The organism is Streptomyces gobiensis (genome assembly GCF_021216675.1).
In the GTDB taxonomy this organism is placed as follows: domain Bacteria; phylum Actinomycetota; class Actinomycetes; order Streptomycetales; family Streptomycetaceae; genus Streptomyces; species Streptomyces gobiensis.
Map to the genome: position 1 here is coordinate 4,934,312 of NZ_CP086120.1, position 12,026 is coordinate 4,946,337.

Below are 12,026 nucleotides of genomic sequence, written 5' to 3' on the forward strand. Positions count from 1 at the left end.
ATTTGTTGAGAAAAGCGCTCTGTGGTCGCGCGTGCACCGTCCGTGCACGGCAGAGCTCAGCAGGCGCTCCCGGTAGGCATTCCCAGCAGGTGTAGGACGGGCGGCAGCGGCGCTGGGCGCGACAGGACAGGTTGTCACGCCGCTGCCGCCCGGGTTCGGGGGCGGCTCAGCCGTTGATGTTGCTGCCGGAGAGCCGCTCGACAGCGCGCAGCAGCGCGGAGTGGTCCAGGCCGCCGTCGCCCTGGGCACGGAGCGAGGCGACAAGCTGGGCGACGACCGCGCCGACCGGCAGAGCGGCACCGACATTGCGGGCGGCGTCGGTGACGATGCCCATGTCCTTGTGGTGCAGGTCGATCCGGAAGCCCGGCTTGAAGTCCCGCTTCTTGAAGTTCTGCTTCTTGCGGTCCAGGACCGTGGAACCGGCCAGACCGCCCGCGAGCACATCCAGCGCGGCGTCCAGATCGACCCCGGACTTCTCCAGGAAGACCACGGCCTCGGCGCAGGCCTGGATATTGACCGCGACGATCAGCTGGTTGGCGGCCTTCACCGTCTGGCCGGCGCCATGCGGGCCGCAGAGAATGATGGTCTTGCCCAGCGCCTCGAAGATCGGCTTCACCCGGTCGAAGTCGGCCTGCGTGCCGCCGACCATGATGGACAGAACGGCCTCGATGGCACCCGCCTCACCGCCGGAGACCGGGGCGTCCAGGACCTTGAGGTCCTTGCCCGCCTGGGCGGCGGCCTCAGCCACCGCGATGGAGGTCTGCGGGGTGATGGAGGACATGTCGATGATCGTGGCGCCCTGCCTGGCGTTGGCGATCACACCGTCCTCGGACAGGATGACGGCCTTCACGTGCGGGTCGGCCGGGACCATGGTGATCACGACATCGGCGTCCTTGACCGCCTCGGCGATCGAGGAGGCCGCGGTGCCGCCGTTCTTGGCGAGGCGGTCAAGCTTGTCCTGCTCCAGGGTGTAGCCGGTGACCGAGTAGCCAGCCTTGATCAGGTTCTCGGCCATCGGGGAGCCCATGATGCCCAGGCCCACCCAGGCGATCTTCGGAAGTGCTGTGTTGCTCATGAGGTGCCTTTCAGCGGTTTGCGTGCGGGGAGAAGTCAGTGCTGGGCGGCGCGCAGCGGGGCCGGAAGCCACTCGAAGGCGCTCGCGCTCGGCTTGTCACCGGGCTTGTACTCAAGACCGGTCCAGCCGTCGTAACCGGCCTTCTTCAGCCGGTCGAGCAGGTCGGTGAAGTCGAGGTCACCGGTGCCGGGGGCGCCACGGCCGGGGTTGTCCGCGATCTGCACATGGCCGGTCTTGCCGGTGTACTTCTCGATGACCTCGTGGAGGTCCTCGCCGTTCATGGACAGGTGGTAGAGATCCATCAGGAACTTGGCGTTCCCAAGGCCGGTAGCGGCATTGACCTTGTCCACCACATCTACGGCCGACGGAGCGCTGACCAGCGGGTACAGCGGCGACTCCGGGGCATTGAGCGCCTCGATCAAGAGGATCGCGCCGACCCGGTCGGCGGCGCGGGCGGCCAGCGTCAGATTCTCCAGCGCCAGCTCGTCCTGGACGGCGGGGTCCACGCCGTCGACCCGGTTGCCATAGAGCGCGTTGAGCGCCTTGCAGCCCACCGAAGCGGCGAAGTCGGCGGCGACATCGATGTTGGCCCGGAACTTCTCCGACTCCTCGCCGGGGATGGACAGCGCACCACGGTCCGGGCCCGGCAGCTGTCCCGCGTAGAAGTTCAGCCCGGTGAGCTGGGTGCCCGCGTCCTCCAGGGCGCTGCGCAGCGCGTCGAGTTCGGCCTGCTCGGGGACGGGGGCATCGACCCATGGCCACCACAGCTCCACCGCGTTGAAGCCGACCGCGGCGGCAGCCGCCGGGCGCTCCAGGAGCGGGAGCTCGGTGAAAAGGATCGAGAGGTTCACATTGAAGCGCGTATCCGTGAAGCCCATGAGGGGTGTGCGCTCCTTCCGTATCGCGGAAGTTATTTTCTATCTTGTGGAAGAGTGCCGCCGACCTCGGGAGGCTGTCAAGAGGAGAATCCGAATTGGCCTGATTTGCCATGGTCGCGTGTGGATTCGAGGGGGTGGCTCGAATGGCGCGGCAGGGTAATTTGAGGTCGTGCGATTGAAAGTGGAGTTCACGACCGAGCCGTTCGATCTTGACGAGGCGCCGCACCATGCGGTGGTGGCTCGCGAGATCGTGCAGGCCGCTGACCTGGATGCCGTCGACGTCGGCCCCTTCGGCAATACGGCCGAGGGGGCCGCGGAAGATGTGCTTGCCGTAGTGAACGCGATGCTACGTCGAACGCTTGAGGCTGGGGCCACTCGTGTGTCATTGCAGGTGAATTTGGTCGAATCAGACGACCAGGCGGTGGGTGACGCATGAGTAGCTTGGGCGAACACCCATTCATTACGGCCGTGAAGCCACTGGTTGACGCCATGGGCGGTGAGATGATCGCCCCGGAGCAGGCCGAGGGGGACGATGTGGTCCTCGCCTGGGAGGGCGAGGATGTGCTGGCCGTACGGCTGCCGAATCTGTCGGACTCGCTGGATCATCTCCTGGCCGACCTGGAGCGCAGGCACGGTAAGCCGCTGTCGGAGCTCGACCGCAGGACCAAGCAGTCCGTGGTCCGGATCCTTGAGACGCGTGGCGCGTTCACTGTCCGTCATGGCGTCGAGACGGTCGCGAGCGCGCTCGGCGTCAGCCGGTTCACCGTCTACAACTACCTGAACAGGGAAAACGGCTCCAAGCCCCCCAGCTAGGCCCCCGGGCCTGGCTTTTCCCCAACCCCGCCCCGGCGGGGCGCCCTGCCGCGGGGCGGCCCGGAGCGCCGGGGCTGGGGTGGGTGGTGGGTTGCGTAGAGGGGTGGACGCAGCCGCGAACCCCGAGGTGTTGTGGGCACTCGCAGCCCCGCGAGGGGCGTGGGCCCGCCCTGCTACGCAACCACCCACCCACACCAGCCACAACGCTCCGGCCAGCCCCGGGGCGGAGCTCGCGACGCTTGGTGGGCACAACCCGGCCACCGTCCGCACCCGGCCACCCCGGGGCCCCGGGGCGCGAGCCCCGGTTACGGGAAGGGGCGGGAATTGGGGAGCCCCACCCACGGCACCCCGCCGCCGCGGGCGAAGCCCCGTCACGCGGCGGAGCCGCGTGACGGGGCAGCCGGGAAGGGGCTTTGGCTTTGCGCGGGGCCAGGGTCGGCACCGGGCGGCCCGGTGAGCCCGCGCTGATGGCCGGGGTTCCCGGGGCGGAGCCCTGCCGTGTGGGGGAGCCGCAGGTCGGGTGGAGGCGGATGCGGAGCGTGGCCGGTAGGTTACTTCCGACGCGAGTTTCAACAAAGTGTTGACGCCGGGTGGCCAGCAGGTTTAGCTATTGACCTAGCCCGAACCGCACCATGGCCCCGGAGGTCCCGTGACTTCGAGTTCGACACCGGGTCTGACCTGGTTCAACACCGCCGAGGAGAGCGCCGCCCGGGCGGCGCTTCACGAGGTGTGTGCCTCGACGGCCTGGGGGAGCAAGCTGCTCGCCCAGCGCCCCTACCCCAACGTGGCGGCCCTGTTCACCGCGAGCGACGCCGGTATGGCCGAGCTCACCGCGGCGGACCTGGCCGAGGCGATGGCGGGGCACCCGCCGATCGGCCGGCCGAAGCCAGGCGACCCGACCTCATCCCGCGAGCAGCGGGGGATGGCCGGAGCCTCCGAGGAGCTCAAGGCGGAGATGCTCGAGCTCAACCTGGCCTACCAGGACAAGTTCGGCCATGTCTTCCTGATCTGTGCCACGGGCCTCACCGGAGAGCAGATGCGGGACGCGGTGCGGACCCGTCTTGAGAACACTCCGGAGCAGGAGCGGGAGAACGTCCGCACCGAGCTGGTGAAGATCAACCGCATCCGGCTGACCCGCCTCGTAGCAGAAGGAGCCTGAGTCGTGAGCAGTGCGACGACCGCCGCCAGGAGTTCCGTGTCCACGCACATCCTGGACACCAGTGTCGGCCGCCCCGCCGGGGGTGTTGCCGTCCAGCTGTCCGTCCGCAGTGGTGGCGAGGGCGAATGGGCCGCGCACGGCGCGTCGAAGACCGACGCGGACGGGCGCTGCAAGGACCTTCCGGACCTGCCGGAGGGCACCACACACGTACGGCTCTTCTTCGACGTCGAGCCGTACTTCACCGACAAGCAAGCCGAGGAACAGCAGGACGCCCCCCGCGTAAGGGACAGCGGTGTCTTTTTCCCCGAGGTGGCGATCGTCTTCGCCGTGACCCCGGGTGAGCACTACCACGTACCGCTGCTGCTCAACCCGTTCGGCTACTCCGTGTACCGAGGGAGCTGACACCCGAAATGCCCACGATTCTCGGCCAGAACCAGTACGGCAAGGCGGAAAACCGCGTCGTCAAAATCGTCCGCGACGGCGATACGCACCACATCAAGGACCTGAACGTCTCCGTCGCCCTCTCCGGCGACATGGACGAGGTGCACTACTCCGGCTCCAACGCCAATGTGCTGCCGACCGACACCACCAAGAACACCGTGTACGCCTTCGCCAAGGAGCACGGCATCGAGTCGGCCGAACAGTTCGGCATCCATCTGGCCCGGCACTTCGTCGAGTCCCAGGAGCCGATCAAGCAGGCCCGGATACGGGTCGAGGAGTACACCTGGGAGCGGATCGAGACCTCCGACTCCAAGAAAACGCCGTTCATCGGCGCCGACGAGGTCAAGCACTCCTTCGTCCGCAAGGGCCAGGAGACCCGCACCGCACAGATCACCTACGACGGTGAGACCTGGCAGGTCTTCTCCGGTCTGAAGGACCTCACGGTGATGAACTCCACCAACTCGGAGTTCTGGGGCTACGTCAAGGACAAGTACACCACCCTCAAGGAGGCGTACGACCGCATCCTCGCCACCGAGGTGACCTCCGTATGGCGGCACAACTGGACCAGCGACGACCAGCGGATGCCCAACTGGGAGCGCTCCTACGCGCAGACGAAGCGGCACATGCTGGACGCCTTCGTCGAGACCTACTCGCTGTCGCTGCAGCAGACCCTGTACCAGATGGGCGCGCGAGTGATCAACAGCCGCGGTGAGATCGATGAGATCCGCTTCTCGCTGCCCAACAAGCACCACTTCCTGGTGGACCTCGAGCCGTTCGGACTGAAGAACGATAATGAGGTCTACTTCGCGGCGGACCGTCCGTACGGCCTCATCGAAGCCACCATTCTGCGCGACGGTGTCGAGCCGCAGATCCCGGTCGACATGACCAACCTGTAGGACAGCTACGGGACCCCTGACGCGCGCGCCGGCGTCATCACCCGGGGGTAGAGCGGGGGCATCTGCGCAACACGCACCGCGGACTCGGTCGGCCCCCGCTCGACCCCCGGGTCCGCACCTCCGGATGGAAGCACGAGGTAGATCCCATGGCTGGTACAGCAGCACAGCGCATCGTGATCGAGAACTGCGCGATCGCCACCGTGGACGCGAATGACACCGAATACGCCTCGGGTCATGTCGTCATCGCCGACAACGTCATCGAGTCGGTGGGCGCCGGCGCCGCTCCCGCCAACCTGGAAAACGTGGTCCGCCGGATCGATGGCACCGGCCATCTGGTCACCCCGGGCCTGGTCAACACCCACCACCACTTCTACCAGTGGATCACCCGTGGCCTGGCGCAGAACTCCAACCTCTTCAACTGGCTGGTGGCGCTGTACCCCACCTGGTCACGTATCGACGAGCAGATGGTGTACGCGGCCGCCCAGGGCTCACTGGCCATGATGGCCCGCGGCGGTGTCACCACCGCCATGGACCACCACTATGTCTTCCCGCGCGGCGCCGGTGACCTGCTGGGCGCCGAGATCCGCGCCGCGGCGGAGCTGGGGGTGCGCTTCACCGCCGCCCGCGGCTCCATGGACCTGGGCACGTCGGACGGCGGCCTGCCCCCGGACTTCGCCGTCGAGACCACCGAGGGCGCGCTCCTGGCCACCGAGGAGGCCGTCGACAAGCACCACGACGCGTCCTTCGGGTCGATGCTGCATATCGCGGTCGCCCCCTGCTCACCCTTCTCCGTCTCCACCGAGCTGCTGCGTGAGGGTGCCAAGCTCGCCCGTCGTAGGGGCGTCAGGCTGCACACGCACGGCTCGGAGACCGTGGAGGAGGAGAAGTTCTGCCACGAGCTCTTCGGCATGGGCCCGACCGACTACTTCGAGTCGACCGGCTGGCTCGGTGAGGACGTATGGATGGCGCACTGCGTCCATATGAACGACTCCGACATCGAGGCCTTCGCCCGTACCAGCACCGGTGTCGCCCACTGCCCCTCCTCCAACGCCCGCCTCGCCGCCGGAATCGCCCGGGTCCCGGACATGCTCGCTGCCGGCGTCCCGGTCGGCCTGGGCGTTGACGGCACGGCCTCCAATGAGTCCGGGGAACTGCACACCGAGCTGCGCAACGCCCTGCTCATCAACCGCCTCGGCGCACACAAGGAGAACGCGCTCAACGCCCGCCAGGCGCTGCGACTGGGCACCTTCGGCGGTGCGCAGGTGCTGGGCCGGGCCAGCGAGATCGGCTCCCTTGAGGCGGGCAAGCTCGCCGACCTGGTGCTGTGGAAGCTCGACGGCATCGGCCACTCCTCGATCGCCGACCCGGTCGCCGCGCTGGTCTTCGGCGCCGCCGCCCCGGTCACCCTGTCGCTCATCAACGGCAGGCCAGTCGTCGAGGACAGCCGTCTGACGACCGTTGACGAGGACGCCATCGCCCGCAGCACCCGGGACGAGGCCCAGCGTCTGGCCCGTATCGCCGCCGACGCGAACTGACCCCACAAGCTCCGGCCGGGAGGGACGGCTCCCGGCCGGTGGTTCAGGACCCGAGCGGGGTCCTGAACGACTGGCCGAAGCGGGGGCGTGACCTAAGAATTACGCCCCCGCTTCGGTATTCGGTCACCCGTCCTCCCCACCCCCCGCGCACTGCCTGACACCCGCACTGCCTGACACCCGCACCACCTGGCACCACCGCACAACCTCCCTGAAACCCTCGTGCCCCGTTCCTATGGCGGCGCAGTAACCGACAGGAGGTCCTCAGTGGCCGCAGAGCCCGGGATCAGCAACAACGGCGCCAAGCATCCGGTCGACGAAACCCTCCCCCCACTAAAAATGATCACCAGCGGGCTGCAGCATGTGGCCGCGATGTACGCGGGTGTGGTTGCCGTACCGCTGGTGATCGGCGCGGCAGCCAATCTCAGCCCGGCCGATACCACCTTGCTGATGGGCGCCAGCCTCTTTACTGCCGGTATAGCCACCCTGCTTCAGACGCTGGGCATCTGGAAGATCGGAGCCCGGCTGCCCTTTGTCAACGGTGTGTCATTCGTCGGCGTCGCGGCGATGATCGCGATCATCGCCGCCGAGGGCGGCGGCACCGGCCTGCCGGTCATCTTTGGCGCGGTGATCGTCGCAGGTCTCTTCGGCTTTCTCATCAGCCCGTGGTTCTGCAAGCTGGTGCGCTTCTTCCCACCGGTGGTCACCGGCAGCGTCATCACGCTGATCGGTATATCCCTGCTGCCGGTGGCCTTTGGCTGGGTCAGCGATGGCGGCGGCAGCGGGGAGGGCGCTCCCGCCCGGAACATCGCGCTGGCAGGCATCACCTTGGTGGTGACCCTGGTGCTGAACCGGTTCACCCGGGGCTTTGTGCGGTCCATCGCGATCCTGCTCGGCCTCACCGCCGGCACCCTGGCGGCGATTCCCTTCGGGATGACCGACTTCGCCAGACTCGGCGACGCCGAACTGTTCGCCTTCCCCGCGCCGTTCCACTTCGGCGCACCGGTGTTCTCCATCGCGCCGGTCATCTCCATGTGCATCGTGATGCTGGTCATCATGACCGAGTCGACGGCCGACATGATCGCGCTGGGCAAGGTCGTCGACAAGCCGGTAGATGAGAAGACGCTCGCGGCTGGGCTCCGCGCCGACACGCTGGGCAGCGCCATCGCCCCGGTCTTCAACGGCTTCGCCGCCACCGCCTTCTCACAGAACGTCGGCCTGGTCGCGATCTCCAAGGTGCGCAGCCGCTTTGTGGTCGCGGTCGGCGGCGGCATCCTCATTCTGCTCGGGCTCAGCCCGATCGCCGCGGCACTGGTCGCCGCCGTGCCACTGCCGGTCCTCGGCGGGGTGGGCATCGTCCTCTTCGGCACCATCGCGGTGAGCGGCATCCAGACCCTGGTGCAGAGTGATCTGAGCAAGACCGGAAACGCCCTGATCGTCGCGGTGACGCTCGGCGTGGGCCTGGCTCCGGAGATGGCCCATGGCTTCTACGGCCAGTTCCCGGACAGCGTCACCATCATCCTGGACTCCGGTGTCAGCACCGGCTGCTTCCTGGCCGTCCTGCTGAACCTGGTCTTCAACCACCTCGGCCAGCGGCGCGACGGCGGCACACGGGTTCCCCGGCAGCGCACCGGGAAGTCCACCATCGTCGACCCTCACTGATACACGGGCCGTCAACGCCCACAGCGCGTCCCCGCCAGGGGCGTTGCGGCGCCCGCGCGTCCCTGGCACGGTGAGGGGGTGAAGCGATCATTCCGCCTCCCGGACACCCTGCTGGCCATGGACCGTGATGTGTACGGCTCCCTCCTGGCGGACGGGGCGCTGGACCGGCTGAGCGGTGTCGCGGCGGTGGACACCGCGCTGCTCATCACCGACTTCGAGGACCCCGCTCACACCACCGCGCTGGCCTCGGCGGAAGTCCTCTTCACACACTGGGGCTGCCCTCCCCTGACCGGCCCCGCACTCCAGCGGATGCCCAGGCTACGGGCCGTGGTGCACGCGGCCGGATCGGTCAAGCAGCACATCACCGACGCCGTGTGGCAGCGCGGGATCGTGGTGTCGACCGCGGCCCAGGCCAACGCCCAGCCGGTAGCCGAGTACACGCTGGCCGCCATCCTGTTCGCCAATAAGCGGGTGCTGGAGAGCGCACAGTCATACCGCACGCTACGGAATGGGACCGCACCGCTGAAGTCCGCCACCGGCCTGGGCAACTACCAGCGCACGGTGGGCATCGTGGGGGCCTCGCGCATCGGACGTCTGGTGATCGAGCTGCTGCGGCCCTTCGATCTGACGGTGCTGGTGTACGACCCCCATCTGGACCCGGAGGAGGCCAGGGAGCTGGGGGCCGAGACGGTCGGACTCGATGAACTGACCCGCCGGGGCGATGTGGTGAGCCTGCACGCCCCCCAGCTCCCGCAGACCCACCAGATGTTCGGCCGCCGTCGGCTGGGGCTGCTGGGGGATGGCGCCACGCTGATCAACACCGCCCGGGGCACGCTGGTCGACACCGAGGCACTCACCCGGGAGCTGGTCTCCGGCCGGATTTATGCCGTCATCGATGTCACGGACCCGGAGGTCCTGCCCGCCGACTCACCGCTGTACGACCTGCCCAATGTGCTGCTCACCCCGCATATCGCCGGTTCGCTCGGACATGAGCTGGGCCGGATGGCGGACGCGGCCATCGCCGAACTGGCACGTTACGCTCGCGGGCTGCCCTTCCGGCACGCCGTCGATCCGGGCACCCTCACCCGCTCGGCCTGAACAACCCGTTCAGCCAAGCTGGACCGTGATCCGCTGGGTGGCTCCCATCGCGCCACTGAGACCGCCGAAGGCAAGGGTCAGGGACGAACCGGTGGTGGCACCGGTGACCGTGGGCGGTCTGGCGAGTACCGCGCCGATGGCACGGTCCCAGCTGACCGTCAGACCGCTCCGCGCCCGTATGGGGTCCGATACGCAGATCACCGCCGTGCCGTCGGCGTTCTCACGGATCAGCACCGAGCAGGGCGCGCTCGCGGTGATCCCGCCGACGGCGCCCCCGGACCAGAAGTTGACGGTGGTGAAGCCGAGCGAGGGCACCTGCGCGCCCTGCTGATCGCCGGTGTTGCTGAGAATCCGCAGCCAGCCCGTGTCGGCGGCGCGGGCCGAGGTCTGGGCCCGGTTGGCGCCGGGCAGCACCAGATAGGCGTAGCGGGCATGGGACGGGTCGGTGCCGTGATCGAACCACAGCGTCAGATAGCGGCGGCTGATGGCGGTGGTGGTGCCGCCCCGGTTGACAGCGCGCCAGGAACCGGTGCGCTGCTCACGCAGCGCCTCGACGGTGGCGCCGCCGGGGAACACATAGCCGACGGTGCCGCCGAAGCCGCCGATATGGGCCCAGCCCGCGTTGCTCAGTGTGCCGGACCAGGGGAGGCTGACCGGCTGGGCCGCGCCGTCGACAACCAGAGGAGGAGAGCCGGTGGCGCCGAGGTTACGGTTCTCCACGATGGACTCGACGGCCGTACCGTCCTGGCAGGTGATGCCCGCGCCAAGGCAGACGATCGCGTCGTCCAGACAGAACCAGGACTTCTTCGCCATGAGGGTGCTGGACACCCCTCTGACATGCTGGCCCAGGGCGGCGTGCCGCCCATCGGTGGTCCCACCCACCCAGCTCACATCGGGCAGTGCTGTGCCCCACGCACCGCCCTCACCGTCGGCGAGGGTCTTACGGGAGACGGTGATGCCCGGCAGCCGGTAGGGATCGACGGTGGGCCAGAAGGCGTCGCTGTACTGGTCGTTGCCGAACGTGTCGCCCCACCAGTAGAGCATTCCATTGCCGGTGTGCCAGCCCCGCAGATTCTCGCCGTTGCCCACCTCATAGTGGGCGATGCGCCGCGAGGCCATGCTGATCGAGGCCGCCCACCCCGGGCGCCGGTGGGTGGCCCGGTCCATCGCGGCGAACAGCCGGTGTCCGGTCGGCTCAGCTACGGGCCGCACGGTGCTGTCGTCGTCGATCTCCTTGAGCAGGGTGAGCTGGTGCACGCCCAGGGTGCGGTCCGCCAGCACCGGGCGACAGCGGTCCCGCCGTATCCAGCCCTTGATCAGGCCCCGCCAGCGCTCGCGCTCGGCGCTGCTGGCCGCGCCCGCCAGCAGCGCGATGGAGGCGATGATGGCGTGCCCGCGCACATGATCGTCCTGCTGGACCTGGCGCGGATCGCCGGCCGACAGCCCCCGGCTGATGGCCCGCCCGGAAACCCCGTCCATGACCAGACCGTTGTACAGAAAGGGCGCCCAGGCGCCCTCGACCGCGTCAAACACGATCTGCCGGTTGGGGTCGGTGACCTCCCAGTCGGAACCGGCGAGCAGGGAGAAGAGCATGCCCAGACCGCCGAGCAGGACGGAGCCATAGGTACCGGTGTACGGCACGGTGGTGTGCTGGATGAAGGAGCCGTCGGCGTAGAGCCCATCGCCTTCGGCGACATACGGGAAGACCGGCGAGAGGGCGTCACGGGCCAGCGCCACCTTCGCCGCCCGGCCGCCGACGATGCCGCGCAGAGCCAGCACCCGGCAGAGATCCACCCGGTTCGCGCCGGTGCTGGTGCCGCTGTACTCCGCGACGGCCGAGTCCGGCACATAGTGGTCAACGGCCCGGCAATAGTCGCCGATCTGAGTGCCCGACAGCTCACCGTGCAGCAGGACACAGCTGTCCAGCAGTGCCTGGGGCGCGCCGATCTGCCAGTTCCACCAGTTGCCGAAACGCTGCTGATTCTCGTTGTAGACCTGCTGATACAGCTGGTCGAGGCCGCTGAGCAGATCCGCCCTGAGCCCCGCGTCACCGGTCAGCCCGGTGCCCGGCTGTGCGTACGCCAACGCCATGGTACGCAGCCGGACATAGCTGTTGTTCATGTTCTGGGAGTAGCCGAAGGACTCCGGGCCCGTGCTGGGGTGAGGGTCGGCGAAGACCAGATCCGGCCAGAGCGACCCAGCGGACGGAGTTATCCGCTGACGGAACCTGCCTGCCTCCTGCCCGATGGCGGCCAGCTCGCTCCTGAACGGCTCGGTGGTGGGGCTGAAGCCGGTACCGAGCACCAGCTCGCACCACCTGTCACGCAGCGCGGAGAACCTATCGGCCGCCGAGGCCGCGGTGGCAAGAGCGTGAGCGAGGGTGGTGCCGCCGGCCGCATGAAGGAAGCCGCGACGGGACCAAGAGGTCGTCATGGGGTCTCCGAGCCGAGTAGGGAGATTGACGTACCCGCA

General features: G+C 68.3%; 11 protein-coding genes. 8 read left to right on the plus strand and 3 right to left on the minus strand.

The features are described from left to right. Positions 1–166: 166 nt before the first annotated feature. Positions 167–1,075, minus strand: coding sequence for a 2-hydroxy-3-oxopropionate reductase (locus tag test1122_RS22895; protein WP_232271054.1), 909 nt, complete (start codon positions 1,073–1,075; stop codon positions 167–169). A gap of 35 nt (positions 1,076–1,110) precedes the next feature. Next, positions 1,111–1,953, minus strand: coding sequence for a TIM barrel protein (locus tag test1122_RS22900; protein WP_232271055.1), 843 nt, complete (start codon positions 1,951–1,953; stop codon positions 1,111–1,113). 169 nt (positions 1,954–2,122) lie between these two features. On the opposite strand from test1122_RS22900, the gene test1122_RS22905 reads away from it, so the two are divergent. The 8 genes from test1122_RS22905 (at position 2,123) to test1122_RS22940 (ending at position 9,554) form a co-directional block, all read left to right on the plus strand. After that, a complete protein-coding gene (locus tag test1122_RS22905; RefSeq protein WP_232271056.1) occupies positions 2,123–2,389 on the plus strand; it encodes a thiamine-binding protein in 267 nt (88 codons plus the stop codon). Then, the gene (locus test1122_RS22910; protein WP_232271057.1) at positions 2,386–2,766 is read left to right on the plus strand and encodes a helix-turn-helix domain-containing protein; all 381 of its coding nucleotides are present in this window, start codon (positions 2,386–2,388) and stop codon (positions 2,764–2,766) included. Before test1122_RS22905 ends, test1122_RS22910 begins: the two co-directional genes overlap by 4 nt. Before the next feature lie 649 nt (positions 2,767–3,415). Further along, positions 3,416–3,925 (plus strand): 2-oxo-4-hydroxy-4-carboxy-5-ureidoimidazoline decarboxylase, encoded by a 510-nt coding sequence (gene uraD, locus test1122_RS22915; protein WP_232271058.1) that lies wholly within the window; start codon positions 3,416–3,418, stop codon positions 3,923–3,925. 3 nt (positions 3,926–3,928) lie between these two features. Next, positions 3,929–4,327 (plus strand): hydroxyisourate hydrolase, encoded by a 399-nt coding sequence (gene uraH, locus test1122_RS22920; protein ID WP_232271059.1) that lies wholly within the window; start codon positions 3,929–3,931, stop codon positions 4,325–4,327. Positions 4,328–4,335: 8 nt separating this feature from the next. Next, positions 4,336–5,262, plus strand: coding sequence for a factor-independent urate hydroxylase (gene pucL, locus test1122_RS22925; RefSeq protein WP_232271060.1), 927 nt, complete (start codon positions 4,336–4,338; stop codon positions 5,260–5,262). Between the two features lie 146 nt (positions 5,263–5,408). Further along, positions 5,409–6,797 (plus strand): 8-oxoguanine deaminase, encoded by a 1,389-nt coding sequence (locus test1122_RS22930; protein ID WP_232271061.1) that lies wholly within the window; start codon positions 5,409–5,411, stop codon positions 6,795–6,797. Positions 6,798–7,133: 336 nt separating this feature from the next. Further along, positions 7,134–8,456, plus strand: coding sequence for a nucleobase:cation symporter-2 family protein (locus test1122_RS22935; protein ID WP_232272037.1), 1,323 nt, complete (start codon positions 7,134–7,136; stop codon positions 8,454–8,456). Positions 8,457–8,573: 117 nt separating this feature from the next. Continuing rightward, positions 8,574–9,554, plus strand: coding sequence for a hydroxyacid dehydrogenase (locus tag test1122_RS22940; protein ID WP_232272038.1), 981 nt, complete (start codon positions 8,574–8,576; stop codon positions 9,552–9,554). A 9-nt stretch (positions 9,555–9,563) separates the two neighbouring features. Here the strand turns inward: test1122_RS22940 and test1122_RS22945 are convergent, their stop codons facing one another. After that, positions 9,564–11,987: a polysaccharide lyase 8 family protein gene (locus test1122_RS22945; protein ID WP_232271062.1), complete on the minus strand. Its 2,424-nt coding sequence runs from the start codon at positions 11,985–11,987 to the stop codon at positions 9,564–9,566. Positions 11,988–12,026: the final 39 nt, after the last annotated feature.

Coding starts and splice junctions, on each gene's coding strand:
- test1122_RS22895 (WP_232271054.1), bottom strand. CDS start 1,075: ATGAGCAACACAGCACTTCCGAAGATCGCCTGGGTGGGCCTGGGCATC.
- test1122_RS22900 (WP_232271055.1), bottom strand. CDS start 1,953: ATGGGCTTCACGGATACGCGCTTCAATGTGAACCTCTCGATCCTTTTC.
- test1122_RS22910 (WP_232271057.1), top strand. CDS start 2,386: ATGAGTAGCTTGGGCGAACACCCATTCATTACGGCCGTGAAGCCACTG.
- pucL (WP_232271060.1), top strand. CDS start 4,336: ATGCCCACGATTCTCGGCCAGAACCAGTACGGCAAGGCGGAAAACCGC.
- test1122_RS22930 (WP_232271061.1), top strand. CDS start 5,409: ATGGCTGGTACAGCAGCACAGCGCATCGTGATCGAGAACTGCGCGATC.
- test1122_RS22935 (WP_232272037.1), top strand. CDS start 7,134: ATGATCACCAGCGGGCTGCAGCATGTGGCCGCGATGTACGCGGGTGTG.
- test1122_RS22940 (WP_232272038.1), top strand. CDS start 8,574: ATGGACCGTGATGTGTACGGCTCCCTCCTGGCGGACGGGGCGCTGGAC.
- test1122_RS22945 (WP_232271062.1), bottom strand. CDS start 11,987: ATGACGACCTCTTGGTCCCGTCGCGGCTTCCTTCATGCGGCCGGCGGC.